Origin of the sequence: Variovorax sp. H27-G14 (assembly GCF_046156345.1) — a bacterium.
Lineage (GTDB): Bacteria > Pseudomonadota > Gammaproteobacteria > Burkholderiales > Burkholderiaceae_C > Variovorax.
On record NZ_JAYLVN010000029.1, the window covers coordinates 24985 to 49692 of the forward strand.

The 24708-nt window shown below is 66.5% G+C and carries 27 protein-coding genes; 10 read left to right on the plus strand and 17 right to left on the minus strand.

Annotated features, from left to right (window positions below):
* Positions 1-8 precede the first annotated feature (8 nt).
* Complete coding sequence (locus tag VLK31_RS33830; RefSeq protein ID WP_409172871.1) at positions 9-374, minus strand: hypothetical protein; 366 nt, start codon at positions 372-374, stop codon at positions 9-11.
* A 118-nt stretch (positions 375-492) separates the two neighbouring features.
* Here VLK31_RS33830 and VLK31_RS33835 point away from each other — a divergent pair, with 118 nt between their 5' ends.
* Positions 493-834 (plus strand): hypothetical protein, encoded by a 342-nt coding sequence (locus VLK31_RS33835; protein ID WP_409172872.1) that lies wholly within the window; start codon positions 493-495, stop codon positions 832-834.
* 8 nt (positions 835-842) lie between these two features.
* Here the strand turns inward: VLK31_RS33835 and VLK31_RS33840 are convergent, their stop codons facing one another.
* From VLK31_RS33840 to VLK31_RS33885, 10 genes are all read right to left on the minus strand, one after another.
* Positions 843-1307 (minus strand): GNAT family N-acetyltransferase, encoded by a 465-nt coding sequence (locus tag VLK31_RS33840; RefSeq protein ID WP_409172873.1) that lies wholly within the window; start codon positions 1305-1307, stop codon positions 843-845.
* 67 nt (positions 1308-1374) lie between these two features.
* Positions 1375-2322 carry a CobW family GTP-binding protein gene (locus VLK31_RS33845; RefSeq protein WP_409172905.1) on the minus strand — a complete coding sequence of 316 codons (948 nt, stop codon included), beginning with the start codon at positions 2320-2322 and terminating at the stop codon, positions 1375-1377.
* 2 nt (positions 2323-2324) lie between these two features.
* The gene (locus tag VLK31_RS33850) at positions 2325-4028 is read right to left on the minus strand and encodes an amidohydrolase (RefSeq protein WP_409172874.1); all 1704 of its coding nucleotides are present in this window, start codon (positions 4026-4028) and stop codon (positions 2325-2327) included.
* Positions 4025-5062, minus strand: coding sequence for an ABC transporter ATP-binding protein (locus VLK31_RS33855; RefSeq protein ID WP_409172875.1), 1038 nt, complete (start codon positions 5060-5062; stop codon positions 4025-4027). Before VLK31_RS33855 ends, VLK31_RS33850 begins: the two co-directional genes overlap by 4 nt.
* The gene (locus VLK31_RS33860) at positions 5059-6144 is read right to left on the minus strand and encodes an ABC transporter ATP-binding protein (RefSeq protein ID WP_409172876.1); all 1086 of its coding nucleotides are present in this window, start codon (positions 6142-6144) and stop codon (positions 5059-5061) included. The genes VLK31_RS33855 and VLK31_RS33860 overlap by 4 nt, the downstream gene beginning before the upstream one ends.
* Positions 6144-7010: an ABC transporter permease gene (locus VLK31_RS33865; RefSeq protein ID WP_409172906.1), complete on the minus strand. Its 867-nt coding sequence runs from the start codon at positions 7008-7010 to the stop codon at positions 6144-6146. Before VLK31_RS33865 ends, VLK31_RS33860 begins: the two co-directional genes overlap by 1 nt.
* 77 nt (positions 7011-7087) lie before the next feature.
* Entirely contained in the window at positions 7088-8065 is a 978-nt protein-coding gene (locus tag VLK31_RS33870) for an ABC transporter permease (RefSeq protein WP_409172877.1), read from the minus strand.
* A gap of 12 nt (positions 8066-8077) precedes the next feature.
* Positions 8078-9685: an ABC transporter substrate-binding protein gene (locus VLK31_RS33875; RefSeq protein ID WP_409172878.1), complete on the minus strand. Its 1608-nt coding sequence runs from the start codon at positions 9683-9685 to the stop codon at positions 8078-8080.
* A 240-nt stretch (positions 9686-9925) separates the two neighbouring features.
* Positions 9926-11413: an FAD-dependent oxidoreductase gene (locus VLK31_RS33880; RefSeq protein ID WP_409172879.1), complete on the minus strand. Its 1488-nt coding sequence runs from the start codon at positions 11411-11413 to the stop codon at positions 9926-9928.
* Between the two features lie 41 nt (positions 11414-11454).
* Positions 11455-11856 carry a nuclear transport factor 2 family protein gene (locus VLK31_RS33885; RefSeq protein ID WP_409172880.1) on the minus strand — a complete coding sequence of 134 codons (402 nt, stop codon included), beginning with the start codon at positions 11854-11856 and terminating at the stop codon, positions 11455-11457.
* A 139-nt stretch (positions 11857-11995) separates the two neighbouring features.
* On the opposite strand from VLK31_RS33885, the gene VLK31_RS33890 reads away from it, so the two are divergent.
* From VLK31_RS33890 to VLK31_RS33905, 4 genes are all read left to right on the plus strand, one after another.
* Entirely contained in the window at positions 11996-13531 is a 1536-nt protein-coding gene (locus tag VLK31_RS33890) for a PLP-dependent aminotransferase family protein (protein WP_409172881.1), read from the plus strand.
* A gap of 178 nt (positions 13532-13709) precedes the next feature.
* Positions 13710-14717: a taurine ABC transporter substrate-binding protein gene (gene tauA, locus VLK31_RS33895; protein WP_409172882.1), complete on the plus strand. Its 1008-nt coding sequence runs from the start codon at positions 13710-13712 to the stop codon at positions 14715-14717.
* Between the two features lie 343 nt (positions 14718-15060).
* Positions 15061-15849 (plus strand): taurine ABC transporter ATP-binding protein, encoded by a 789-nt coding sequence (locus VLK31_RS33900; RefSeq protein ID WP_409172883.1) that lies wholly within the window; start codon positions 15061-15063, stop codon positions 15847-15849.
* The gene (locus tag VLK31_RS33905; RefSeq protein ID WP_409172884.1) at positions 15842-16744 is read left to right on the plus strand and encodes an ABC transporter permease subunit; all 903 of its coding nucleotides are present in this window, start codon (positions 15842-15844) and stop codon (positions 16742-16744) included. The genes VLK31_RS33900 and VLK31_RS33905 overlap by 8 nt, the downstream gene beginning before the upstream one ends.
* On the opposite strand, the gene VLK31_RS33910 is transcribed toward VLK31_RS33905, so the two are convergent.
* Complete coding sequence (locus tag VLK31_RS33910) at positions 16662-17675, minus strand: LysR family transcriptional regulator (RefSeq protein ID WP_409172885.1); 1014 nt, start codon at positions 17673-17675, stop codon at positions 16662-16664. The genes VLK31_RS33905 and VLK31_RS33910 overlap by 83 nt on opposite strands.
* A gap of 350 nt (positions 17676-18025) precedes the next feature.
* Here VLK31_RS33910 and VLK31_RS33915 point away from each other — a divergent pair, with 350 nt between their 5' ends.
* On the plus strand, positions 18026-18325 hold the full coding sequence (locus VLK31_RS33915; protein WP_409172886.1) for a hypothetical protein: 300 nt from the start codon (positions 18026-18028) through the stop codon (positions 18323-18325).
* 68 nt (positions 18326-18393) lie between these two features.
* On the opposite strand, the gene VLK31_RS33920 is transcribed toward VLK31_RS33915, so the two are convergent.
* The 5 genes from VLK31_RS33920 to VLK31_RS33940 form a co-directional block, all read right to left on the minus strand.
* A complete protein-coding gene (locus tag VLK31_RS33920; protein ID WP_409172887.1) occupies positions 18394-18693 on the minus strand; it encodes a hypothetical protein in 300 nt (99 codons plus the stop codon).
* A gap of 10 nt (positions 18694-18703) precedes the next feature.
* Positions 18704-18829 carry a YHYH domain-containing protein gene (locus VLK31_RS33925; protein WP_409172888.1) on the minus strand — a complete coding sequence of 42 codons (126 nt, stop codon included), beginning with the start codon at positions 18827-18829 and terminating at the stop codon, positions 18704-18706.
* A gap of 170 nt (positions 18830-18999) precedes the next feature.
* A complete protein-coding gene (locus VLK31_RS33930) occupies positions 19000-19218 on the minus strand; it encodes a hypothetical protein (RefSeq protein WP_409172889.1) in 219 nt (72 codons plus the stop codon).
* Positions 19219-19532: 314 nt separating this feature from the next.
* Entirely contained in the window at positions 19533-19808 is a 276-nt protein-coding gene (locus VLK31_RS33935) for a DUF3253 domain-containing protein (RefSeq protein WP_409172890.1), read from the minus strand.
* Positions 19805-21340, minus strand: a complete 1536-nt coding sequence (locus tag VLK31_RS33940) for a cryptochrome/photolyase family protein (RefSeq protein ID WP_409172891.1) — start codon at positions 21338-21340, stop codon at positions 19805-19807. Before VLK31_RS33940 ends, VLK31_RS33935 begins: the two co-directional genes overlap by 4 nt.
* A gap of 198 nt (positions 21341-21538) precedes the next feature.
* Here VLK31_RS33940 and VLK31_RS33945 point away from each other — a divergent pair, with 198 nt between their 5' ends.
* The 4 genes from VLK31_RS33945 (at position 21539) to VLK31_RS33960 (ending at position 24707) form a co-directional block, all read left to right on the plus strand.
* Positions 21539-22585 carry an SAM-dependent methyltransferase gene (locus tag VLK31_RS33945; RefSeq protein WP_409172892.1) on the plus strand — a complete coding sequence of 349 codons (1047 nt, stop codon included), beginning with the start codon at positions 21539-21541 and terminating at the stop codon, positions 22583-22585.
* The gene (locus tag VLK31_RS33950) at positions 22582-23373 is read left to right on the plus strand and encodes a DUF1295 domain-containing protein (RefSeq protein WP_409172893.1); all 792 of its coding nucleotides are present in this window, start codon (positions 22582-22584) and stop codon (positions 23371-23373) included. Before VLK31_RS33945 ends, VLK31_RS33950 begins: the two co-directional genes overlap by 4 nt.
* Positions 23370-24056, plus strand: coding sequence for a DUF6134 family protein (locus VLK31_RS33955; RefSeq protein ID WP_409172894.1), 687 nt, complete (start codon positions 23370-23372; stop codon positions 24054-24056). Before VLK31_RS33950 ends, VLK31_RS33955 begins: the two co-directional genes overlap by 4 nt.
* 204 nt (positions 24057-24260) lie before the next feature.
* Positions 24261-24707, plus strand: coding sequence for a hypothetical protein (locus VLK31_RS33960; protein ID WP_409172895.1), 447 nt, complete (start codon positions 24261-24263; stop codon positions 24705-24707).
* The last annotated feature ends 1 nt before the right edge of the window (position 24708 follow it).

Here is a 24708-nt window from a genome sequence, read left to right on the forward strand (position 1 = left end):
AATTGCTCTCAATTATGTGGGCCACTACGACTTTTGGCAACACGCCGCAGCCGCACCGTCAGCTCCTTCGCCAACTGCATCTCACCGCGCCGCTGCGCCACTTCCAGGCCCTTGGCGAACGCGCTCTCGGCCTGCGCGGTGTTGCCCAGCTCCAATGCGACCAGCCCCTGCAGCCGGTGGGCAGCGCTGAAGTCCGCGTCAAAGGCCAGCGCTTTTTCCAGGTGCGTCAGCGCGGTCAACGGGTCTGCCCGGCGGTGGTAAGCCAGCGCAAGGCTCATGCGCAACAGCGCGCCGTCGCGGCCGGCGGCCAGCATGCGTTCCAGCGCTTCGGGCGCGGGGCCGGCGGGGCCGGCTGGTGGGGCGGGTGTGTCCATGGATCGTCCTTCTGCGTTTTTGTCAAAGCATAGTCTTTGACATTTTCAGTTGCAGCGCATGGCCTGAATCTCCTTTCGTCCTACGCGGGTCAGGCGCCGCATCGCAAAGCATCGAGCGATGCGTAAATTGATTCTTGTGACGACGTTGGGTTTGAGCGCGGCCAGCGCGCTGGTGCAGGCCGAGCCGGTGAAGGTGCCGGTCGACAACGACGACAAGGGCACCGTGTATGTGGCGCCCAACGTGAACCCGACCGAGACTTCGGCCACCGTCAACGGCGCCACGGTCGGCGTGCAGCGCGCCGACGGCAGCGGCACCTACATCGGAACCGACACCTCCACGCCGCGGCCCACCTATTCGATGGGCGCGAGCACGGGCGGCAATGTGTCGCTGTCGGGCGGGGTGTCTTCGGACGGCAAGGCCAACAACGGCGTGAAGGCGGGCGTGACCATCAAGTACTGAGGGCTGCCTCAGACCATCTTGCTGTACACGATGAACCCGTCGTGCGACGCGACCTTGTCGTACAGCGTGCGGCCCGCCGTGTTGGTCGCATGCGTCTGCCAGTACACGCGGTGGCCTCCCGCGAGCTTCACGTTTTCATACACGGCCTGAATCAGCTGCCTCCCCACACCTCGCCCGCGCTCCGACGGCAGCGTGAACAGGTCCTGCAAATAGCACGTCGGCTCGATGCGCGTCGTGCTGCGGTGGTACAGGTAATGCGTGAGCCCGACCAGTTGCCCGTCGCGCTCGGCCACCAGCGCATGCACCGGCTCATGTGCGTCGAAGAACCGCTGCCATGTGGCCTGAGTGATTTCTTGGGGCAGGGCGGACGGGCCCTCGCGGCCGTAGAAGGCGTTGTAGCCCTCCCAGAGCGGCTGCCATGCCGCAAAGTCGTCCGACACCGGGGGGCGAATCAGAAGGGTGGAAGTCGTCATGCGTGTTGCGGCCTGCGCGTTGAAAAGAACACGCGCGATTGCAACATGACTGCGGCCGCGTCAAACATCAGCGCGCGAAGAATGCCTTCAGCGCGCCTTCAGGCAACTGCCCGCGCAGCCCGATCGCGACCACGCCGGCACGGCCATCTCCCACCGGCGGCAAGGCCTTGCGCAGGCTGCCGTGGCGGCCGGCGAACTGCACCTGCGACCAATCGCTTTCTCCTGTGCGAAGCAGGCCCTTGAGCCGCAGCACGCCCGGCGGCACATCGCGCAGCCACGCACGCAGCGCTTCGGCGGGAATGACCGCGTCGGGCTGCGCGTTCCAGGTCTGGAAAAGCGCGCCGTGGTCCGGCGCTCCATGCCCGTGCTGCCCGTGATGCGCATGACAGCCAGGGCCGCACACATGCGCCGCCGCATCCGCCTGCGTCACGCCCGACAGCAGTTCCAGCGGCACCGCCGATTCGGTGGTCTCCATGCACGGCGTGCCGGGCGCCGTCGCTTCGACCCAGGCCCACGCCCCGGCCAAGGCATCGGCCGTCGCCAGGTCCGCCTTGTTCACCACCACCAGGTCGGCCGACTTCACCTGCCGCGCCAGCGTGTCGGCCAGCAGCGGATCTTTGGCTTGCTGTGCCACCGCGCTTGCATCCACAAGCACGACGACCCCTTCCAGGCTCAGCTCCGGCGCGGCCATGCCGATCTGCGCGATGCGCCACGGGTCCGACACGCCGCTGGCCTCGATCACCACCGCGTCGAACGGCGTCGTCGCCTCGATCACCGCCACCAGCGCGCGCCCCAGGTCGTCGCCGATCTGGCAGCACACGCAGCCGTTGGTCAGCGCCGTGGTGTCGCCGTGCGTGGCGGCGATCAGGTCGGCGTCAATGTTGAGCGCGCCAAAGTCGTTCACCAGCACCGCCATGCGCAGCCCGTTGGCCTCGCGCAGCCAGCGGTTGAGCAGCGTGGTCTTGCCCGCGCCCAGAAAGCCGCCGATGACGGTGAGCGGCAGGCGCTTTTTCAGGCTCACGCGCCCGCGCCTCGCTGTGCCTCGAACACCCTGCCCGACAGCACGGTGCCCCACACGCGCGCGTCTTTCAGGGCCATCGGGTCCATCTGCAGCGGGTCGTCTTCCAGCACGCAGAAGTCGGCGCGCTTGCCGCATTCGATGCTGCCGATTTCGCCGTCGAGCTTCAGCGTCCAGGCCGCGCCCAGCGTGATGGCGCGCAGCGCCTGCGCCACGGTGATGCGCTCGGCCTCGCCCAGCAACCGGCCCTTGGGCGTGACACGGTTCACCGCGCACCATGCGGTGAACAGCGGCCCCAGCGGCGTGACGGGCGCATCCGAATGAATGGCCAGCGGCACGCCAGCCGCCAGCGCGCTGCCGCAAGCATCGAGCCGGTTGGCGCGGTCGGGGCCCATGGTCATTTCGTAGTGCTGGTCGCCCCAGTACCAGATGTGGTTGGCGAACAGGTTGGCGCACAGGCCCAGCGCGGCCATGCGGCGAAACAGCGGCGCATCGATCATCTGGCCATGCTGCAGCGTGTGGCGGTGGTCGGGCCGCGGCGCGCGCGTGAGCACGCGTTCGATGGCATCGATGGCCACCTCGCTGGCCTCGTCCCCGTTGGTGTGCGTGTGGATGGTGAGGCCGGCGCGGTGGTAAGTCTCGAAGTCGGCCTCGTACTGCGCGGGCGCGGTCACCCAGATGCCGTTGGGCGCGCCGTTGAAATGCCCCGGCCAGCGCAGCCGCGCAGAGAAGCCCTGGATGGAGCCGTCGAGCATCATCTTCACCAGCCCGTAGCGCAGGCGGTCGGTGTTGCGCGGCAGCAGCGCCTGCACATGCGCCGCGCCCTGCGGCGCGCCGTGCGTGCCGTGAAAGGCCTGAAACGCGGGCAGGATGCGCACGCCAAAGCCGTCGTCGCCGGTGGTCTTCTCCAGCACGCCGCAGTCTTCGGGCGTGAGCTTGTTGACGAGGTCTGTCGCGGTCGTCACGCCCTGCATGCAGGCCAGCCTGGCGAATGAGCGCACCCCGGCCTCGGTCATCGGTGCGAGCAGGCCGGCGTTGCCGATCTTGCGCAGCACCAGGAACATGGCCGCCGGCTCCTGCAGCTCGCCGGTGGGCTCGCCTTCGTTCGCACCGTCGGCAAACTTGACCACGCCCTCGACCTCGTTGTCGCTCGAAATCTCGGCGATGTTCAGCATTGCGCTGTTCACGTTCATCAGGTGCCCGTTCGCATGGCCGATGACGATGGGCCGCGTGGCGCTGGCACGGTCGACGTGCTGCACCGTCATGCGCTCCCCGCCGAAGTAGATGGGGTCGAAGCCCCAGGCGATCAGCGGCGTGGTGTCGGGCACGCCGTCGGCGGTCATCCTGGCGGCCACTTCGGAGAGGCGGGACACCACTTCGTCCATCGACCTCAGGCCGCTCCACACCTTGCCCGCGGGGTCGCGGCGGTCGAACCAGCCCAGGTATGTCCAGTCCCACATGCTGCCTTCCTTCAGGTGGCAGTTGCCCTCGACCAGGCCGGGCATCAGCACCTTGTCGGCAAAGCGCTCGTCGAGAGTGAAGGCTCCCCAGGCCTGCATGTCCGCGAGCGAGCCGACGGCCAGCACATGGCCGTCGCGCACCGCCACGTGGGTGGCGTGCGGCTGCATGGGGTTCATGGTGATGATGGTGCGGGCGGTGTAGACCGTGGTGGTAGCAGTGGTGGTGGTGTTCGTTTGGCTCATGGCGACTCTGGATTCGAAAGAGGCGGGCGCGGCACGCCGTCGACCATGTCGACGCGCCTGCAACGCACCCAGTGGTCGGGCGCCACCTCGCGCAGCGGCGGCAGCTCGGCCGCGCAGGCCGGCTCGGCCACTGGGCAGCGCCCGGCAAAGCGGCAGCCCTTGGGCGGATCGATGGGGCTCGGCGGATCACCGCTGAGCTTGATGCGGCTTGCCGCGCGCCGGCGCCCGCCGCTCACCGTGGGCACGGCCGACATCAGCGCCACGCTGTAGGGGTGCAATGGCCGCGCGAAAAAGCTGCGCCGCGGCGCGCGCTCCACGATCTGGCCCAGGTACATCACCGCGATGTCGTCGCAGATGTGCTCCACCACCGCCATGTCGTGCGAGATGAACAGGTAGGTCAGCCCCAGCTCGCGCTGCAGCCGGGCCAGCAGGTTCAGTATCTGCGCACGAATTGCGATGTCGAGTGCCGACACCGGCTCGTCGCACACCACCAGCTCGGGGTTGGTGGCCAGCGCCCGCGCAATGTTGATGCGCTGGCGCTGCCCGCCCGAGAACTGGTGCGGAAACAGGTGCTGCTGCTCAGGCCGCAGGCCCACCGCCTCGAACAGCTCGGCAACGCGGCGCGTGCGCTCTTCGGGCGTGCCGACCTTCATGAGGTCGAGCGGCGCGCGCACCGCCGCGCCCGCTCGCTCGCGCGGGTTCAGCGAAGAGAACGGGTCCTGAAAAATGATCTGCATGCGCGTGCGCGCCTGGCGCAAGGCCTCGCCCTGCAGCGCGCCCAGGTCGGTGTCGCCGAGCTGCATTCGGCCCGACGTGACCGGCGTGAGCCGCATCACCGCCAGCGCCGTGGTGGTCTTGCCCGAGCCCGATTCGCCCACCACCGCCAGCGTGCTGCCGCGCCGCACCTCGAAGGAGACACCGTCCACCGCCTTCACCACCTCGGGCTTGCGGCCCCAGCCAGAGTTGCCGCGCGGAAAGTGCACCTTCAGGTCGTCGACCTTCAGCAGCGTGTCGGTCTTGCCGATGAATGTCATGCCGCCTCCTTTTCGCGTCGGCCGAGCGCATCGTTCGCGTTCGGCGCATCAGCATGCAGCCAGCAGGCCGCGCCGTGCGGCAGGCCCGCGTCGACATCCCCTTGCACCGCGAACATCGGCGGCACCTCTTCGGCGCAACGCGCCATGGCGCGCGGGCAGCGCTCGCGAAACGCGCAGCCTGTGCCCAGCTCCCAGATGGAGGGCACCACGCCCGCAATCTCCGCCAGGTCTTCGCGCGTGTCGCCGTCCCAGGCGGCGCTGCTGCCCAGCTCCGGCAGGCAGTCGATCAGCCCGCGCGTGTAGGGGTGGCCGGGCTCGGAAAGCACCTGCTCGGTGGTGCCTTGCTCGATGACGCGGCCCGCGTACATCACCATCACGCGGTCGGCCATTTCGGCCACCGCGCCCATGTCGTGCGTGATGAGCAAGATGGCCGTTCCCTTTTCGCGCTGCAGCTCGCGCAGCAGGTCGAAGATTTGCGCCTGCACCGTCACGTCCAGCGCGGTGGTGGGCTCGTCGGCAATCAATATGTCGGGGCGGCAGGCCAGCGCCATGGCAATCATCACGCGCTGGCGCATGCCGCCGGAGAGCTGGTGCGGGTACTCGTCCACGCGCCGTTCCGGCGCCGGAATGCCCACCTGGCGCAGCATTTCGATGGCACGCTCGCGCGCCGCGTGCGCGTTCATGCCTGCATGCAGCCGCAGCGACTCGCCGATCTGATCGCCCACGGTGAACACCGGGTTCAGCGAGGTCATGGGCTCCTGAAAGATCATCGAGATGCGGTTGCCGCGCACCTCGCGCATGCGCGCGTCGGTGGCCTGCACCAGGTCTTCACCCTGGAACAGCACGCGGCCTTTGCTGATGCGGCCCGGCGGCTGCGGAATGAGCCGCAGCAGGGCCAGCGCCGTCATGCTCTTGCCGCAGCCCGACTCGCCGACCACGCACAGCGTTTCGCCGGCGCGAACCTCGAAGTCGACCCCGTTGAGCACCAGCGCCTGGCCGCGGCGGGTCTTGAACTCGACGTGCAGGTCTTGCACGCGCAGCAGTGCTTCAGTGGCGTCGTGGTTTTCTTTGCTCGTGGCCATCAGCGTTCCCTCAGCTTGGGGTTGAGGGCATCGTTCAGGCCGTCACCAATCAGGCTCACGGCCAGCACGGTGATGAAGATGGCTGCGCCCGGAAAGGCCACGGCCCACCAGCACGACAGCACATATTGGCGGCTGGAGCCGATCATCAACCCCCAGCTCATCTGGTTCGGGTCGCCCAGGCCCAGAAACGACAGCCCCGCCTCGAACAAGATGGACGCGCCGATGGCCAGCGTGGCCGACACCACCAGCGGCGGCAGCGCGTTGGGCAAGATCACCTTCCAGATGATGCGTGCGTCGCGCGCGCCAATGGCCCGCTCGGCACGCACGAACTCCAGGCCGCGAAACTTCATGAACTCGGCGCGCGTGAGCCGCGCGGTGTGCGTCCAGCTCACGATGCCGATGGCCAGCGTCACCGTCACCAGCGTGGGTGAGAACAGCGTGACCACCACCATCGCGAACAGCAGCGCGGGCAGCACCTGAAAAAACTCGGTGAGCTTCATCAGCGCCGTGTCTATCTTGCCGCCGTAGTAGCCCGCAAAGGCGCCCAGCGTGATGCCGATCACCACCGACAGCAGTGCGGCCACCGCGCCCACCAGCAACGTGGCGCGCCCGCCGTAGATGAGCGCGGTGAGCACGTCACGGCCCAGGTAGTCGCTGCCCAGCCACGCCTCTTCGCTGAAGGGCGGGGTGAGCGGCGCTGTCTTTATTTCGAACGGGTCGGCCGGGTACAGCCAAGGCCCGGCAATGGCCACCAGCAGCACGGCCAGCAGCATCACCATGCCGGCGATTGCGGCCGGGTTGCGCAGGAACATGCGCAGGGCTTCCATGCCGGGGTGCTCCACGCGAACGGGCGAGGGCGTCTTCATGGCAGGGGCCTTGGCGGTTGCAGCGGCAACAGCGGGCACGGTGGTCACCTTGGGCACCTTGGTCATATGGGCGGTGCTCATGAAGCTTTGATCCGCGGATCGATGAAGCGATAGCAAAGGTCGGTGAGCTGGTTCATCACCACCACCACCACCGACGAGAACAGCAGCACGCCCAGAATGGTCGGGTAGTCGCGCCGCAACACCGACTCGAAGGCCAGCCGCCCCAGGCCCGGCCAGTTGAATACCGTCTCCACCAGAATGGCGCCGGCCAGCACGTTGCCGAACTGCAGCCCCAGCACCGTGACCACCGGCAGCAGCGCATTGCGCAGCGCATGCTTGTAGAGCACCACCCGCTCGGCCAGGCCCTTGGCGCGCGCCGTGCGAATGAAGTCGGAGCCCAGCACGTCGAGCATCGACGAGCGCGCGAGCCGGCTGTATTGCGCCAGGTACACCAGGCTCAATGTGAGCGTGGGCAGCACCAGGTGGTGCGCCACGTCGAGCATGTCCTTGAGCCCGCCGCCGCCGTCGGAGTCGATGGCGCGCATGCCCGCCACCGGAAACACCGGGAACACAGAGGCCAGAAGAATCACCAGCATGATCCCCAGCCAGAACACCGGCGCGGCAAAGCCCACCAGCGACAACACCGTGATGAACTGCGACAGCCAGCCGTTCGGCTTGCGCGAAGACAGCACACCCAGCGCCGTGCCCACCAAGAACGCCAGCAGCACCGAGCTGAGCACCAGCAGCAGCGTGGCCGGCACGCGCTCGGCAATCATGTGGGTCACCGGCAGGTTGAAGAAGTACGAGTAGCCCAGGTCGCCCCGCGCCACCTTGCCCAGGTACACGCCCAGCTGCACGGGCAGCGGCTTGTCGAGCCCGTACTGCGCGCGCAACTGCGCCATGAGCTCGGGCGACATGCCACCGCTGGCGCCCGCAATGGTTTCCACCGGGTCGCCCGGCGCGGCATGCACCAGCACAAAGTTGAGCACCACCACCGCAATCACCAGACCCAGGGCCTGGAGCAGTCGAGAGGCGGCATAGCGCAGCGTGGCCATGGCTTGCCCGCCTTACTTGAAGTACACCTCGTCCATCGGCGACATCGGTCCCCAGATGGTGGTCGGCACGTTCGCCACCTTCCTGCTGGTGATGGTGTGGTACGGCACCTGGTTGATGAACTCGATGGGCAGCTCGTCGGTCACGATCTTCTGGAAGGTCGCGTAGTAGGCCTTGCGTTGCGTCGGGTCGATCAGGCTGCCGGCGGTGTTGAGCAGCTCGTCCACCTTCGGGTTGGCGTACGACTGGGTGTTGGTCCAGACGATGGGCTTGATGTTGGTCGACAGGTAGGTGCGGTGCACGCCGATGATCGGGTCGCCCCAGTTGAACACCGTGTCCATCGACATGTCGAAGTCGTGCGAGGCCAGCCGCTTGGCCCATGCCGGAAAGTCCGCCGAGGCGCGCACCTCCACCGTGATGCCCACCTTCTTGAGCTGCCCGCGAACGTACTCCGCCACGTTCTTCTGCTGGTCGTCCACGCCGGGCAGGTAGTCGATGGTGAGCTTGAAGCGCTCGCCACCCGCACCCCCGCCACCGGCGTTGTAGCCTGCGGCGTCGAGCATGTCGCCGGCCTTTTTCAGGTCGAACGGGTAGCGCACCAGGTCAGGCACGGCAAACGGGCTGCTGGCCACCAGCGGGCCGTCGGACACGCTGGCAAAGCCGCCCATCAGCGCCTTGGTGATGAAGTTCTTGTCCAGCGCGGTGGCAATGGCCTTGCGCACCTGCACGTCGGCAAGCGGCTTCTTCGCGGTGTTGAAGGCCAGCCAGTTGAGCGCGCCGATGCCGTCGTAGCCCTTGGGCGTGAGCGCCACCTTGGGGTCGTTGGCCAGGCGCTTCAGGTCGGTGGGCAGGGTGGCGAAGGGCACCATCTGAATGTCGCCGCGCTCCAGCCCCAGCATCAGGCTGGCCGAGTCGGGCGTGAGGCTGATGATGATCTTGTCCAAGTAGGGCTTGCCGGGCAGAAAGAACTTGTCGAAGCGCTCGAGCACCACGCGCTGCGCGGGCTTGAAGTCGGTCACGCGGAACGGGCCCGAGCCCACCACGTCGGTGGTGTTGCGCGGATGGCTCTTCAGGTCTTGCCCGTCGCCGTAGATGTGCTTGGGAAGAATGGGGCACAGCGCGGGCGACATCGCCAGCACGATGGCCGGGTGCGGCACGCCCATGCGAATGACGGCGGTGTACGCGTCAGGCGTTTCCACCTTGTCGACCGGGCCCATCATGGTGGTGAAGGGGTGGTTGGCCTTGATGGCCATGATGGAGAAGGCCACGTCGGCCGAAGTGACGGGCTTGCCGTCGTGGAACACCGCGTCCTTGCGCAGCTTGAGCGTGAGCGACTTTCCGTCGTCCGCCAGCTTCCACGACTCGGCCAGGTAGGGCTGCGGGTTCCACTTGTCGTCGAAGCGCAGCGGGCTCGCAAAGATCTGCGTCGACGGCATGGCCGTGGCGGTGCCCGACTGCACCGCGCCGTTCAGGTGGCGCGGCGTCTGGGTGCTGCCGATGACCAGCGTGCCGCCGCGCTTGGGCTCGTCCGCCGCAAAGCTCGGCAGCGGGAGCAAGGTGCCCGCTGCCGCCAAGCTGGCGGAAAGCAGGGTGGTGCGGCGCGTGAAAACGGGAAGCGACATGGCAGGACCTCGGAGAGTTCGACACAGGCAGATCAGGATTCGGTTGGCATCGGCATGCGCAACCTTGGTGTCGAAGATAGGGGCTTGAGGCGCGCCGGCGAAGAGCCAACGCGGCGCCAGTCACAGGGCCAGAAGGCGCGGGTTTGCCCCGTTGTGCAACAGGGTGGTGCTGGCGGTGCGCCACTTAGGGGAATGACGGGGGAATGTGCGCGCGCGGTGCGTTCCCCATGCACCCGAACGCTACTTCTCGTCCCGCAGCCAGTACCACTTGTAGAGCATGCGCTGCCCCATGCGCCGGAACGGCGCGAACGCGCGCGACTCCACCAGCCCCAGCACATTGGGAAACGGCAGCGGCGATTGATAGATGGGCAGCTCGAACACGTCCTTGCCCGTGTCCTTGCCCGCCACGCGCTCGGCCAGCCGCTTGCCGGCCCAGGTGGAAAACGACACGCCGTTGCCGCCGTACCCCACCGCGTACCAAACCTTCTTGTCGGCCTCCGGCTGCGTGATGCGCGGCATCATGTCGTGGCTCATGTCGACCCAGCCCCACCACGAGTAGTCGATGCGAATGCCCGCCAGCGGTGGAAACTTGCGCGCGATGGCGTCCGTCAGCAGCTTCAGGTGCACCGGGTCTTCTGCGTCCGCGCCGCTCACCGCGCTGCGGCTGCCAATCTGCAGCCGGTTGCCCTTGAGCAGCCGGTAATAGAAGCGCAGCGTGCGCGTGTCGGTCAGAAAGGTCTGCGACTTGAAGTTGGTGGCCTGCAGCTCCGCGTCGGTCAGCGGGCGCGTGACCACCGAGTTCGACAGGATCGGCATGATCCGGTTCTTCAGCAGCGGGCTCAGCGCCTGCCCCGTGTAGCCGCCGGTGCACACCGCCACGCGGCGCGCGCGCACCACGCCGGCCGGTGTCTGCAAATGGTGCACGCCGTCGATGGTGTGCCAGCCCTGCACCGGGCTCGATGTGTGCACCGTCACGCCCAGCGCACGGGCGCGCTGCATCAGCCCGAAGGTGAACTTCAGCGGGTGAATGCCGATGCCCTCGGCCTCGAACATCGCGCCCACGGTTTCGCGCTCGTCGCAGTAGTTTTCGTGCACCTCTTCGGCGCTCATCATGCGGGTGGCGTAGCCGAACTTCTCGCGCATGAGCTGCGCCTCGGCCGCCAGCACCGGCAGCTTTTCGGGCCGGTGCGCCAGGTAGAGGTGGCCGCCGTCGAAGGCGTCGCAATCGATCTGGCGGGTGAGCTCGCGAAAGTTCTCGAAGCCGCTTCTAATTTCGGTGTCGAGCCGGCGCGCGGTGTCCATGCCCCAGCGCTGGATCCACTGCGAGCGCTTGAGCCGGCCGCTCGCGTTCTGCCCCTGGCCGCCGCTGCGGCTGGAGCAACCCCACGCGGCCTGATTGGCCTCTAGCACCGTGGCGCGAATGCCGTGCTCCTGCGCCAGGTAGAGCGCGGTCGACATGCCGGTGGCACCCGAGCCGATGATGGCCACGTCCACATCGATGTCGTGCACCAGCGGCCCGTCGTCCTCTGGCGGCTCACCGGCGCTGGCCACCCACCAAGTGGGTGCGTAGGCGCGGCCCGCGCCGGGGTCGGGTGCGTGCAGCGGGTCGTACTGCGGGTCGTAGGGGCGAAACGGGGCCTGCGGCGGCTGCGTGAATGCCACGGCACCGTCGATGGCCACGCTGGCCGCATGGGAGGGCGCGAACTGCACGGTGCCTGTCATGGTCATGAAGGGCTCCAAGAGGGGGAAAGAAGAAAAGAAGGGCCGGGCTACTTGGCGGCGGGCAGGTTGGGGCGGGCCTTGCGGAACACGTTCTTCAGGTGAATCTTGTCGCCCCTGAAAGTGAACACGTCGATGCCGTCGGTCTCGATGCCGCTGCCGTCCGCGGCGGTGCCGGTGAAGGTCCACTGCGAGGTGCCGAAGTCGCCATGCACAAAGTGCTGGCCGTTGACCCACTGCGCGTTCGGCACGGCGGCCCAGGCGGCGGCGAAGGCCTTGCGCACGGCCTCGGTGCCCGTGTGGCGCGTGCCGCAGGCGTCGGGGCCGGCGGCGGTCTGGAAGATGCAGTCGGGCGTCATGAAGCTCATCAGCGCGTCGATGTCGTGGCGGTTCCAGGCGTCGCTGAAGGCGGCCAGGGTGTCGGTCGTTACTGAAGAAGAAGAGGGATTCACGCGGAGCTCCGAAAAAGAATTGAGGCAAGCGTAGGCAGCCCGCCGCTTGCGCGATAGGGCCAGTTGCGGGGATTCGACCGAGCCAGAGCGCCACCGGACGGTGAAGAAGCACAGGGGCTGCCCTAAACTGCGGCGCACCATGTCCAACCCGCGAGCCACCCAATGGGCGCAGCTCTTCGCGCTGCCCGACCAGCCTGCGTTGCCCCTGCAGGCCCGTTTGCGGTCTGCCGTGGTGCAGGCCATTCTTGAAGAACACCTGAGCCCCGGCGCGCCGCTGCCGTCGTCGCGCGAGCTGGCCGCGCTGCTGGGCCTGAGCCGCAACACCGTCACATCGGCGTACCTGCAACTGATCGACGAAGGCTTTCTTGAGGCGCGTCCGCGCAGCGGCGTGTTTGTGGCGCGCAATGCGCGGCCCTTGTCCGCCGCGCATGCCGAGCCGCTGGTGGGCCGCAGCGGCCAGGCCAGCCAGCCGCCCGACTGGTCGGGCCGCGTACTGCGCTCGCTGGTCGACAAGCCCACGCTGTCCAAGCCCGACCGCTGGCGCGACTACCCGTACCCTTTTGTCTACGGCAACTACGACCCCCAGCTGTTTCCCACCGAAGACTTTCGCGAATGCTGTGCGCGCAGCCTGGCGCGCTCGCAGCTGCCGCACTGGACGCCGGACTTCGAGACCGACGACGTGCCCGACCTCATCGAGCAGATTCGCACGCGCCTGCTGCCCAAGCGCGGCGTGTTCGCGCTGAAGGAAGAAATTCTGGTGACCATGGGCGCGCAGCACGCCTACTACCTGCTGGCCGAGGCCCTGTTCGACGAGCAAACGCGCGTGGGCCTGGAGGAGCCGGGCCATCCGCATGCGCGCAACAGCTTCTCGCTGCGCCAGCCCAAGTGGGTGGAGGTGGACGTGGACGAAGACGGCCTTGTGGTCGACGCGCTGCCCGCCGCCGACTACCTGTTCGTGACCCCCTCGCACCAGAGCCCGACCACCGCCACCCTGAGCCTGGAGCGCCGGCAATGGCTGCTGCGCAAGGCCGAGCTGCAAGACTTCGTGATCATCGAGGACGACTACGAGGCCGAGAACCTGTACGAAGGCACGCCGATGCCCGCGCTCAAGAGCCTGGACAAGACGGGGCGGGTCATCTACGTGGGCTCGGTATCGAAGAGCCTGTCGCCCGCGCTGCGCATGGGCTTCATCGTGGCGCCGCGCGCGCTCATCAAGGAGCTGCGTGTCATTCGGCATGCGATGGTGCGGCACCCGAGCACCTTTCTGCAGCATGCGTACGCGCTGTTCCTGTCGCTGGGCCATCACGAGTCGCATGCACGCCGCGTGAACCACGCCATGCAGGAGCGGCTGGCGCTGGCGGCGCAGGCGCTGCGCGACCATTTGCCTGATTTCGAATTCCGCCTGCCTTCAGGCGGTGCGTCGATCTGGGTGCAGGCGCCGACCTGGGTGGACGCCACCGAGCTGTCGCTGATGGCGCGCAGCCACGGCGTGTTGATAGAGGCGGGCGAGGTGTTCTTTGCGAAGCCGCCGTATCCGTGCCCGTTCTTCCGGCTGCGCTTGTCGTCCATCACGGCGGCGCAAATTCCGGCGGGCATCCGTGCCCTGGGGCTGGCGGTGGAAGAGCTGGCCTTGGCGCGCGGCGAGAAGCGGCCCGCGGGCGCACGCACGCACTGAGCGGGCCGGCTGCGGCCCCGCTCCCGGCAACCGGCGCGCACCGCGTGCGTGCAGCGCGCACCAGAACGAGGGTAAGTCCCGATCCACTGGCTCTACGCCCGCCAGCGGGCTGGTACTTCCTGGCTGGCGGCTATCGGTGCAAAGTCCGCAGCGAGATCCACCCTCCAGGAGAACACAGATGACCATGACCCGACGTCTTTCCCTCCAGTGCGCAGCCCTTGTGGCGGCATTCACCTTTGGCGGTGCAGCCGTTGCGCAAACCAAGGAAGTCACCTTCGCCCATCAGGACATGCTGGTGCCGTTGCGCCTGGTGATGGAGTCCGGCGAGGTCGAGAAGGCCACGGGCTACAAGATCAACTGGCGCATGTTCGCGGGCGGTGGCGACGTGATTCGCGCGATGGCCTCCGGCGACGTGCAGATGGGCGAAACAGGCTCCAGCCCGTTGACGGCCGCGGCCAGCCAGGGGCAGGACATCAAGCTGTTCTGGATCTCCGCGGACATCGCAAACGCGGAGGCACTGGTGGCGCGCAACGGCTCCAACATCAACAGCATGAAGGACCTGGCCGGCAAGAAGGTGGCCACGCCTTTTGTGTCGACCGCGCATTACCAGTTGATGGCCGGCATGAAGATGGACGGCGTGGACGCCAAGAGCGTGAACGTGATGAACATGCGCCCGCCGGAGATTGCCGCCGCCTGGGAGCGAGGCGACATCGACGCCACGTTCATCTGGGACCCGGTGCTTTCCAAGATCAAGGCCAACGGCAAGACGATTGCCACTTCGGGCAGCATCGGCAAGCGCGGTGCTCCTACGTTCGAGGGCATTGTGGTCAACGCCAAGTGGGCCGCTGCCAACGAGCCGTTCATGGTCGCATTCGTGAAGGCCTTGAACCGTGCCAACGACGAATACAAGGCCACCGGAAAGAGCTGGACACCTGACTCCCCGCAGACCAAGGCCATGGCCAAGTGGACCAAGGCCGACCCGAAGGACGTGTCGGCCGCGATGGCGCTCTACACCTTCCCGACCATGGCCGAGCAGGTGTCTGCTACGTGGCTGGGGGGTGGTGCTGCAAAGGCAATGGCCAATACGGCGGCGTTCCTGAAAGAGCAGGGGCGTGTGCAAGAGGTGAAGCCTGACTACGGCGCGTTCGTGACCACTGCTTATGTCGAGAAGGCGATGGGGAAGTAACTGCTTTGGTGCTTTGTGGGCGCTGCTGTTCAGGGCTCTTGTTCAGGGCGCGTGCACAGGCCGCCGGGTGCTCCCCTCCGCGAATGTCCCCCGGGGCTTCGCCCCTCCTCCTTTATTTCGCTGCGGGGAGCACCCGACGCCCTGTGCACTTGGGCACGCTCTGAGTGATCGCGCGATCAACGACAGCTCTGAAAACGCTCACGTCGATGGGGTGCCTTGCGCAGCGAAATAAAGGAGGAGCGAAGCGGGGGACATTCGCGGAGCAAGGCACCCCGTCGGCGTGAGCGTCGCCCTGAACAACAGCGCCAAAAACGAATTCAGCAACCGCATTTGGAGAACCAGAATGCCCACGCTAGACATCCGAGACCTCACAGTCAACTACGCAGTCAAGGGCGGCACCTTGCAAGCGTTGGCCCCGGTCAACCTCACCATGCACGACGGTGACTTCGTCGTGGCGCTGGGCGCCTCAGGCTGCGGCAAGACCACACTGCTCAACAGCATCGCCGGCTTCCTTCCACCTTCCACAGGGGAGATCCTGCTGGACGGCAAACCCGTCGTCGGCCCCGGCGCCGACCGTGGAGTGGTGTTTCAGAAGCATGCGCTCATGCCCTGGCTCAACGTACGCGACAACGTGGCACTGGGCCTGCGACTGGCCGGCGTCGCCAAGGCAGAACGCGACCGCATCGCCGAAGAAAAACTCGGCCTCGTCGGCCTGCAACCCTACGCCGACCGTGCCGTGTACGAACTCTCCGGCGGCATGCAACAACGCGTGGGCATTGCGCGTGCACTGGCCAGCGACCCCGCCGTGCTGCTCATGGACGAACCCATGGGCGCGCTCGACGCGTTCACGCGCGAACAAGTGCAAGAGATACTTTTGCAGGCCTGGTCCAAGTCCAACAAGATGGTGTTCTTCATCACCCACTCGGTGGAAGAAGCGCTGTTCCTGGCCACCCGCCTCATCGTCATGAGCCCCAGCCCCGGGCGCATTTCGCATGTGTACGACAACGTGCCCTTCTCGCGGCAGTTCTTGTTGCACGGCGACTCGCGCAAAGTGAAGTCGGAGCCCGAGTTCATCCGCATGCGCGAAGAAGTGCTGTCCATCATTCACCAGCGCGAGGTGGCCCATGCCTGAGGCGTCCATTGCATCCCCCGTTGCGGCCGTCGTCATGACACAACCCCCGCCCACCAAACCTGTGGCCTCGCCCGCGCCCGCAGCCGCACCCGGCGCCAAGCTCAAGACCAGCGCGTTCAAGGTGCCGGGCGAAGGCTCCAGCGTGGTCATCAGCGTGGTCACCGTGGGGTCTTTGATCGCGCTGTGGTTCCTGGTCACCAACATGGGCTGGGTCAAGCCGCTGTTTCTGCCCACGCCGCAGGCGGTGTTTCAGCAGTTCTACGAATACCTCACGGGGCAGGCCAACGACAAGCCGCTGTGGCAGCACTTTCTGGCGAGCATGTTCCGCGTGTTCTCGGCGTTTCTGCTGGCCTGCGTCACCGCCATTCCGGTGGGCATTGCCATGGGCATGAGCCGCTTCTGGCGCGGCATTTTCGACCCGCCGCTGGAGTTCTACCGGCCGCTGCCGCCGCTGGCGTACCTGCCGCTCATCATCATCTGGTTTGGCATCGACGAGCTGCCCAAGGTGCTGCTGATCTTCTTGAGCTGCTTCGCGCCGCTGGCCCTGGCCGCGCGCTCGGGCATGCGCAGCGCGTCGCAGGAGCAGATCAACGCGGCGTACTCCATGGGCGCGAGCTACATGCAGGTGATTCGCCACGTGATATTGCCGTCGGCCCTGCCAGACATTCTGGTGGGCATGCGCATCGCCATCGGCTTCGGCTGGACCACGCTGGTGGCGGCCGAGATGGTGGCGGCCAGCATGGGGCTGGGTCAGATGGTGCTTAACGCGTCGAACTTTCTGCGCACCGACATCGTCATCATGGGCATCATCGTCATTGGGGTGGTGGCTTACCTGTTCGACCTGCTGATGCGGTGGCTCGAACGGCGACTGGTTCCCTGGAAGGGGCGCATGTAGCCGTCAGCGCCACCGGCTGCGCCGGCGGCATCACCTGCGGAAACTCGCCGTTCGGCCCCATCGACTGCTCCAGAAAATCGAGCATCGCGCGCATGGCCGCGCTGTTGTGCCGGCGCTGCGAATACGCGGCATACAGCCAGTGCTCATGCGGCATGTGATCGCGCAGCACCGGCACCAGCGCACCGCGCTCCAGGTGCGACTGCGCCAGCGGCTCTGGCACATAGGCCACGCCCACACCGCGCAGCGCCAGTTCGATCAGCGCAATCGCGTCGTTCGCCTCCATGCGGCTGTGCACCGCCACGTCGTGCGGCTTGCCGTTGGTTTCGAAGGGCAGGTGCGTAGTGGGCATGGCCGAGTAGCTCAGCACCGCGTGCTTGGCCAGGTCTTCGGGCACCTGCGGAATGCCGCGCTGCGCCCAGTAGGCGGGCGACGCACACACCACCATGTCGAACTGCACCAGCCGTCGCACGATGAGGTTCATGTCGTCGATGCGCCCGCCGGTCAGGTGAATGTCGATGCCTTTTTCGATCAGGTCGAGGTCGTCGTTGGTGAACACCAGGCTCACATACACCTCGGGGTAGCGCTTGATGAACTCGGCAATCACGTCCGACAGCCAACCCGCAATGAGCCCGTGCGGCGCGCTCATGCGCAGGCGCCCCTGCGGGTGCGAGCCGTGGGCCTGCAGGTCGTTGAGCGTGTTTTCGGCCATGGCCACCAGCTCGGTGCTGCGCTCCAGCAGCACCTGGCCGGCGTCGGTGAGGCTCAGGGAGCGAGTGGAGCGGTTCAGCAGGCGCACGCCGCTGCGGGTTTCCAGCTCGGCCACGTAACGGCTGACCGTGGCCTTCGACATGCCCAGCGAAATGGCCGCGCGGGAGAAGCTGCGCCGGAACGCGACTTCACGAAAGGTTTTGATGAGGTCGAGTCCGTCCATAAGTGGGCGGATTGTTTCAGCTTCGGGATTCGGGGTTTTTTGCGGGGGGAATGGGGCGGTTTTGCTCGCTCGGCGGCGGGGGCTGCGTGGCTATACTGCCGCCGTCACGTCAGCAAAAGGCGTGATCGGGATTGGACTCCCGTTGAAATCACTGCGACGCAAGCCGCAGTCACCCCGCAGGGTCTGCGGCTTCGTCACTCTTGCTTCCTTTTTAGGCGGCTCGATGGGCGGGCGCGAGCCCGGCCGGTTTCACGCAAGTGGTTTCCCGGTAGTCCAACTCGTCGAGCCGCCGCCTCCGATTGGACTCGGGTGCGTCGGTTTCAGCAAACCGAAACCCTTGGAGGCCACCCATGGCTCACGCTTCTTCGTTCCCCGAATCTTCCGAAACCCCCACGGCTGAATCGCTCGCCCTGCAGGCATGCGACGACGTCGACAGTCTTCGCGTGGTGCACCGCGCGTACGCGTGCCTTGAAAAGCTCATCGTTCCGCAACGAGTGAACGATGCGGAAGAGGTCTACCCGAGCCGCACCGAACTCAGTGCGTTGGTGAGCGTGGTCAATGAAGACCTGCAGCGGCGAATCGAGGTGGCTGATGCCACGGTGCTGGCGCTTCGTGCGGCTGTGGACAAAGGCGCTGCGGCGGTGGGCTGACTCGCGCCGACCAGGCCCATGCAAACGCGGGCCGATTCCGCTGCCCACGGGCCGAGCCTCAGGCCTTGTCAGTTCTGAGGCTTGGTGCCTTCCTTGCCCGTGTAGGGGTTGACGTTGCCCTTGGTGGACCAGTTGTCCGACTTCGTGCCGTTGGGGTTGGTCGCATGGCTGGGGGCGACATAGGTTCCGTTGCTCTTGGTGTAGCCACTGGTCGAATGGCTTTCGCTCGATGACCCGGACGCATGCGAACTGGCGTTGCTGTGCCCGCCCGAACTGTGCCCGCCACCGCCGCCGCCCTTGGCAAACGCGGACGAGCCGAGGGCGAGTGCGAGTGAGGCGACAAGAATGAAGATCGGTTTCATGTTCATGCTTTTCACATCAATGGCAGTGGGAGCCGCCGTTTTTGTGGTCGCGATGGCATCCGTTCTTGTCGGTGCCGCCCGAGTGGGCGAGCGCACCGCAACTCATGCACAGCGCCGCGATCAATACCGCAATCTTCTTCATGTTGTCTCCTCGGTTGTTGGAGGCCGAGTGTGGCGCGATGAGTGAGCGCGTCTGCGAGGGTTTGCGAGCGCTCTCACATGATCATGGGAGCCGGGATCAGACATGGCCTGTTGCTGCTCAGGCAGCGCTTCTTTTCGAAGAATGCGTTTCGCAGTCGATGGACGGCGTCTTCAACGCTGCTCGTCGCGCAACCTGTTCAGCTCCGCCCGCCCGAGCGGCGTAATGCGCAAGATCACCCCGCCGCGGCCTGCGGAGTCGCTGGCGTCCTGAAGGTTTGCTTCAACCAATTCGGCATCCGCCAGGACGGCCGTGCAATGGATGTCGGCCTTCTCATGGACGGCAAGAGGGAACGACGCGTTCTCGATGCGGCGAAGAAAATCCATTGGCATTTCGACAAGACTCCTGTTTTTCAAACGGTGCAGCGAGCGGGTGGGGCAACGATGGATTCCTCAGCGTGGGGCCAGAGCTGCCTTTGGTAAGCGATGCCGCGATGTTGGTGTAGGCGGTCAATCGCTATTCCGAGAAATTTACCTCTGCGTCTACGTTGGAACTCGCGCCTCAAAAACTGGCCGATTCAGTTGGCGCACAGCCTCCGCATGTTCGCCGAGCCGGCCCGGCGACGCTTTCTTCGATGATGAAATTCAACGGGTTATGCCTCCGACACGCAACAAGCAATCCGCCATGAATCACGCGCCAATGTGCATCACTTCGGCCGCCGCAACCGCACAGGCCCGCCCGCACTCATCGCATCCACCTCATCCGCCCCCCGCGTAACCCGCACCAACCCCTCCTCCGCCAACCGCGCAGCCACCCGCCGCACATCCCCCATCAACGCCCGCCAGCCCGCATCGTCCGTCGCCAGCGCACGCGCTACCTCAAACGGGCAAATCGATGCGGAAGCATCGCGCCTTGCCAGCAGCGCAAAGATGGTCTTCTCGATCGTCTCGTCACTCGTCACGGCAGCGGTGCCTTTCTTCAAAGCAATTCCGGCCGCTCACGCATCGCATCCGCAGTGCGTGCAATCGCAGCCCGCTCCTCGACACTGAAGCGCTGAAAATTGCGCGCCATCATCACCGTGCGCGGGTTGTTCTCCAGCAGGCGTTCATGGCGCGCCACAAAGTCCCAGTACATCACCGTCATCGGGCACGCACCTTCTCCGCTGCGCGTGGTCGGCTTGTAGCGGCAGCCGTCGCAGTAGTTGCTCATGCGCCGGATGTAGGCGCCGCCCGCCGCATAGGGCTTGGTCACGAAGCGCGCGCCATCGGCAAACAGCGACATGCCCACGGTGTTGGGCAGTTCGACCCACTCCACCGCATCGACATACACCGACAGGTACCACGCATGCACCTGCGCCGGTGCCACGCCGAAGGTCAGCGCGAAGTTGCCGGTGACCATCAGGCGCTGAATGTGGTGCGCATAGCCAGTGCGCAAGGTCTGGCCGATGGCCTGCTTCATGCAGTTCATGCCGACGTTGCCGCTCCAGTACCAGTCGGGCAAATCGTGCTGGTGCTTCAGCGCGTTGGCTTCGGCCAGTTGCGGCATGCGCCACCAGTACACGCCGCGCATGAACTCGCGCCAGCCCAGTATCTGCCGCACGAAGCCTTCGACCGATTCCAGCGGCACCACGCCGGCGCGCCACTGGGCCACTGCCGCGTCTATCACCTCGCGCGGGTCGAGCAGTTTCAGGTTCAGCGACGACGACAGCAGGCCGTGATACAGAAAGGGCTCGTCGGTCCACATGGCGTCCTGGAAGCGACCGAAGTCCTGCAGACGGCATTCGACGAAATCTTTCAGGGCCACCAGGGCTTGCTCGCGCGTGACCGGCCAGTCGAACTGCGCGGCGCTGCCGTAGTGGTCGCCGAAGTGCGTCTCTACGTCGGCCAGCACCTCGCGGGTGATGGCATCGGGCGCGAACGACGGCGGCGGTGGCAGCATGCCCGGCCCTTCGCGGCCGAAGGCGCCGCGGTTGTCGTGGTCGAAGTTCCACTGGCCGCCTTCGGGCTGGCCGGCGTCGTCCAGCAGCACCTGGTGCTTCACGCGCATGCGCCGGTAGAAGGCCTCCATGACCAGGCGCTGCTTGCCCTGGGCATGGGTCGCGAATTCGGCGCGCGAGGCCATGAAGTGCAGGTCGTCTCTCACCACCAGGCGCACACCGGCCGCCTCGCAGGCGCTGGCCATCGCCTGTTCGAGCCGCCATTCGCCGGCCTCGACCATCACGACGGCCTGGGGGCGGTGGTGCGACAGGGTGTGCGTCAGCGCAGACGCGAGCGAGCCGAAACGGTGGGTGCCCAGTTTCAGGTAGTCGAGCGGCATGCCGCCGGCGGTGAGCGCCTCGGCAAAGTGCCGCATGGCGGACAGAAAAAGGGCCGTGCGCATCTTGGCGCTGGGCACGTGCTCGGACTCTTCGCGCACCTCGGCCATCCACACGCGGTCTTGCGCGGCGTCGAAGCCCTCGAAGGCCACGCTTGAAAGGCTCAGCTGGTCGCCCAGCACCACCACCAGATTTCGCATGAACGGGGTATGGAAAAAATTGCGGGAGGTCAGCATAGCGGCAGGGTGCCGGCGCGGTGACGCGAGGGGGAATGCCGGTGCAGGTGGCCCGAAAGCACGTGCGGTCGCCCACAATATCTGCCTCATCCAAAACCCGATCTGCCGCGTACAAGTGCCTGTGGCACGCGCATCGACGTGCCCCTACGAGGAAAAACCGACATGCCGCAAGACATTTCATTTGCCATCCGCTGGGTCGAGAAGGGCCTGGTGCCCGACACGGTGATCCGCCGCGGCATCCGCCGGCTGCTGAAAGACCGGCTCCAGGAGCTGCAGGCGGGCAACGCCTTGGCCGTGGCCGACCTCACGCAAGACTTTGTCGCCCGTATGGGCAAGGCCAACCTGGCGCCCCTGCCGGAGAAGGCCAACGAGCAGCATTACGAGGTTCCCGCCGCCTTCTTCGCCGAAGTGCTGGGAAATCACCGCAAGTACAGCAGCTGCTACTGGCCGGAAGGCACGCAGACGCTGGAAGAGGCCGAGTCTGCCGCGCTGGCCGCCACCTGCGAACGCGCCGGGCTGGTCGACGGGCACGACGTGATGGAGCTGGGCTGCGGCTGGGGCTCGCTCACGCTGTGGATGGCCTCGCATTACCCGAACAGCCGCATCACGGCGCTGTCCAACTCCAACTCGCAGCGCGAATACATCGAGGCGCAGGCGGCGCAGCGCGGCCTGCGCAATGTGCGCGTGCTGACGCGGGACATCAACGTGTTCGACACCCACGAGCGCTTCGACCGCGTGGTGTCGGTCGAAATGTTCGAGCACCTGCGCAACTGGCCGCAGGCCTTTGCCAACGTGGCGCGCTGGCTGAAGCCGGGCGGGCGTTTCTTCATGCACGTGTTCGCCCACAAGGAGGCGCCCTACCCGTTCGAGGTGCGCGACCCTAGCGACTGGATGAGCAAGTACTTCTTCTCTGGCGGCATGATGCCCAGCGACGACCTGGCGCTGCACTGCCAGGACGATCTGCGCCTGCTGCGCCGTTGGCGCTGGGAAGGCAGCCACTACCAGCGCACGGCCGAGGCCTGGCTGCGCAACATGGACGAGCGCCGCGACACGCTGCGCCCGCTGTTCCAGGCCACCTACGGCGCCGACGCCAACGTGTGGTGGACGCGCTGGCGGCTGTTTTTCATGTCGGTGGCGGAGCTGTTCGGCTTCGACCATGGGCAACGCTGGTGGGTGAGCCACTACCTCTTCGAGCGTCGCGCCGCATGACGGGGGTTGCACTCGCGGGCCTGGCCCTGACCGCGTCCCTGGCCTTCCTGACCTGGGTGGCCAGCCTGGTGCGGCGCGACGTCAGCCTGATCGACCGCATGTGGCCCGTGTGCATCGTGGGCGCGGGCATCGTCTACTTCGCGCTGCTGCCGATGCAGACGATGCGCGGGCTGTGCATGGCGGTGATCGGCGCGGCGTGGGCGGTGCGGCTCAGCCTTTACATCACCTGGCGCAACTGGGGCCACGGTGAAGACCGGCGCTACCAGGCGATCAGGGCGCGCAACCAGCCGAACTTCGGTTTCAAGAGCCTGTACCTGGTGTTCGCGCTGCAGGCGGTGCTGGCGTGGGTGGTGTCCGCGCCGTTTCTGCCGGGCATGGTAACGCTGCGGCCGCTGGGCGCGCTCGACGTGCTGGGCATCGCGCTGGCGCTGTTCGGCACCTTCTTCGAGGCGATCGGCGACGCGCAAATGGCGCGCTTCAAGGCCGACCCCGCAAGCAAAGGCCAGGTGATGGACCGCGGCCTGTGGCGCTACACCCGCCACCCCAACTACTTCGGCGAATGCTGCGTGTGGTGGGGGCTGTGGCTCATGGCCATGGGCGGGGCAGGGTGGGCAGGCGGGTGGAGCGTGGTGTCCCCATTGCTCATGACCTGGCTGCTGCTGAAGGTGTCGGGCGTGCGCATGCTCGAAGGCGACATCGGCGAGCGCCGCCCGGCGTACCGCGACTACATCGCGCGCACCAATGCCTTTGTTCCAGGGCCGGTGCGCGGCAACCCCAAGGCGTCATGAGCAAACAAACACACGGCATGCGGCTGCGGGCCGCCTTGACAGCGCTCGCGGCGCTTTCCGCAGGGGTGGCCGGCGCCGCCGGGCCCGCTACCGCTGCGGCCGCCGGCCCCTCCGGCGGCGAATGGGACTTTCGGGTGCTGCTCGACGACTCCCCCATCGGCGAACACCGCTTCGCGTTGGCCACCACCGGCAACGAGCGCAAGCTGACCAGCGAGGCGCGCTTCGCGGTGAAGCTGCTGGGCGTGACGGTGTACCGCTACCAGCACAACGCCACCGAAACCTGGCGCGGTGATTGCCTGAAGCGCCTCAGCTCAAAGACCGACGACGACGGCACTCCCGAAAAGGTGAACGCCGAAGCCGCGGGCGACAACGCACTGGCCGTGACCACCCCCAAAGGCACGCAGTCGCTGGAAGGCTGCGTGATGAGCTTCGCCTACTGGAACCCCGCCATCCGCACGCAAGACAAGCTGCTCAACGCGCAAAGCGGCAAGTTCGAAGCGGTGCAGGTCAGCCGCGCGGGCAGCGGCACGGTGGAGGTGCGCGGCCAGCCGGTGGCGGCCACGCGGTGGCGCATTGCAACCGATGCGCAGCCCATCGACGTCTGGTATTCGCAGCAGGGCGACTGGCTGGGGCTGGACTCGATGGTCAGCGGCAACCGAAAGCTGAGCTACCGGCTGAAGTAGAGGGGGGCGGCGGTGTCGCGCCGCTTTCATTCCGCTTGCAATTAAAAAAAGCACAAAAGAACAGCTTTCCTTTGTTTTGCTTTGTGAAATATTCACGCCTTCTGGCGCCGGAAGACCCCACACCGCGCCCGAAGACAGGCTGGGTTCAGCTGTTGTGCATATAACTAAAGCACTAGCCAACATGCAAATGCCGAAAGGGACGCGATGAATGGTTCGAAATTTCAGCTGCTCGACAGCTACTTCGACGCAAGGCTCCTGGAGCCGCGCCAAGATGCCGACGCGGCCGACCGGGCCCGCCGGGCGCGCCGCATGTCGCAGCGGCTCAACGAGCTGGCCTACCCGGTGTTCTGCGAGTTTGCAGACTACTTCGACACCAAGCTCGGCGATGCGGCCGAATGCTATGTCGACCGCGAAGAGGGGCTGAGCCGCGATGCCCCTCCGCATGTAGGTTTCAGATGGGGCGCGCAGGGCGGGCGGCTCAACGAGGTGGTGTTCACCGGCAACATCGAAACCGGCGAGGTGCACGCCACCTGGCGATGCTGGCGCAACGGCATTCCCGCCCTGGGCGACAAGACGCTCGACCCGTTCTGGTCCCCGCCGCTGGTGCATTCGATGCTGCAGGAGCTGATCTTCCAGTTCCCACCGGTCTGAC

Bases quoted from the DNA above. Each gene is read 5' to 3' on its own strand.
- VLK31_RS33830 (WP_409172871.1), bottom strand. From the start codon at position 374: ATGGACACACCCGCCCCACCAGCCGGCCCCGCCGGCCCCGCGCCCGAA.
- VLK31_RS33835 (WP_409172872.1), top strand. From the start codon at position 493: ATGCGTAAATTGATTCTTGTGACGACGTTGGGTTTGAGCGCGGCCAGC.
- VLK31_RS33840 (WP_409172873.1), bottom strand. From the start codon at position 1,307: ATGACGACTTCCACCCTTCTGATTCGCCCCCCGGTGTCGGACGACTTT.
- VLK31_RS33850 (WP_409172874.1), bottom strand. From the start codon at position 4,028: ATGAGCCAAACGAACACCACCACCACTGCTACCACCACGGTCTACACC.
- VLK31_RS33855 (WP_409172875.1), bottom strand. From the start codon at position 5,062: ATGACATTCATCGGCAAGACCGACACGCTGCTGAAGGTCGACGACCTG.
- VLK31_RS33860 (WP_409172876.1), bottom strand. From the start codon at position 6,144: ATGGCCACGAGCAAAGAAAACCACGACGCCACTGAAGCACTGCTGCGC.
- VLK31_RS33865 (WP_409172906.1), bottom strand. From the start codon at position 7,010: ATGAAGACGCCCTCGCCCGTTCGCGTGGAGCACCCCGGCATGGAAGCC.
- VLK31_RS33870 (WP_409172877.1), bottom strand. From the start codon at position 8,065: ATGGCCACGCTGCGCTATGCCGCCTCTCGACTGCTCCAGGCCCTGGGT.
- VLK31_RS33875 (WP_409172878.1), bottom strand. From the start codon at position 9,685: ATGTCGCTTCCCGTTTTCACGCGCCGCACCACCCTGCTTTCCGCCAGC.
- VLK31_RS33880 (WP_409172879.1), bottom strand. From the start codon at position 11,413: ATGACCATGACAGGCACCGTGCAGTTCGCGCCCTCCCATGCGGCCAGC.
- VLK31_RS33890 (WP_409172881.1), top strand. From the start codon at position 11,996: ATGTCCAACCCGCGAGCCACCCAATGGGCGCAGCTCTTCGCGCTGCCC.
- tauA (WP_409172882.1), top strand. From the start codon at position 13,710: ATGACCATGACCCGACGTCTTTCCCTCCAGTGCGCAGCCCTTGTGGCG.
- VLK31_RS33900 (WP_409172883.1), top strand. From the start codon at position 15,061: ATGCCCACGCTAGACATCCGAGACCTCACAGTCAACTACGCAGTCAAG.
- VLK31_RS33905 (WP_409172884.1), top strand. From the start codon at position 15,842: ATGCCTGAGGCGTCCATTGCATCCCCCGTTGCGGCCGTCGTCATGACA.
- VLK31_RS33910 (WP_409172885.1), bottom strand. From the start codon at position 17,675: ATGGACGGACTCGACCTCATCAAAACCTTTCGTGAAGTCGCGTTCCGG.
- VLK31_RS33915 (WP_409172886.1), top strand. From the start codon at position 18,026: ATGGCTCACGCTTCTTCGTTCCCCGAATCTTCCGAAACCCCCACGGCT.
- VLK31_RS33920 (WP_409172887.1), bottom strand. From the start codon at position 18,693: ATGAACATGAAACCGATCTTCATTCTTGTCGCCTCACTCGCACTCGCC.
- VLK31_RS33925 (WP_409172888.1), bottom strand. From the start codon at position 18,829: ATGAAGAAGATTGCGGTATTGATCGCGGCGCTGTGCATGAGTTGCGGT.
- VLK31_RS33930 (WP_409172889.1), bottom strand. From the start codon at position 19,218: ATGCCAATGGATTTTCTTCGCCGCATCGAGAACGCGTCGTTCCCTCTT.
- VLK31_RS33940 (WP_409172891.1), bottom strand. From the start codon at position 21,340: ATGCGAAATCTGGTGGTGGTGCTGGGCGACCAGCTGAGCCTTTCAAGC.
- VLK31_RS33945 (WP_409172892.1), top strand. From the start codon at position 21,539: ATGCCGCAAGACATTTCATTTGCCATCCGCTGGGTCGAGAAGGGCCTG.
- VLK31_RS33950 (WP_409172893.1), top strand. From the start codon at position 22,582: ATGACGGGGGTTGCACTCGCGGGCCTGGCCCTGACCGCGTCCCTGGCC.
- VLK31_RS33955 (WP_409172894.1), top strand. From the start codon at position 23,370: ATGAGCAAACAAACACACGGCATGCGGCTGCGGGCCGCCTTGACAGCG.
- VLK31_RS33960 (WP_409172895.1), top strand. From the start codon at position 24,261: ATGAATGGTTCGAAATTTCAGCTGCTCGACAGCTACTTCGACGCAAGG.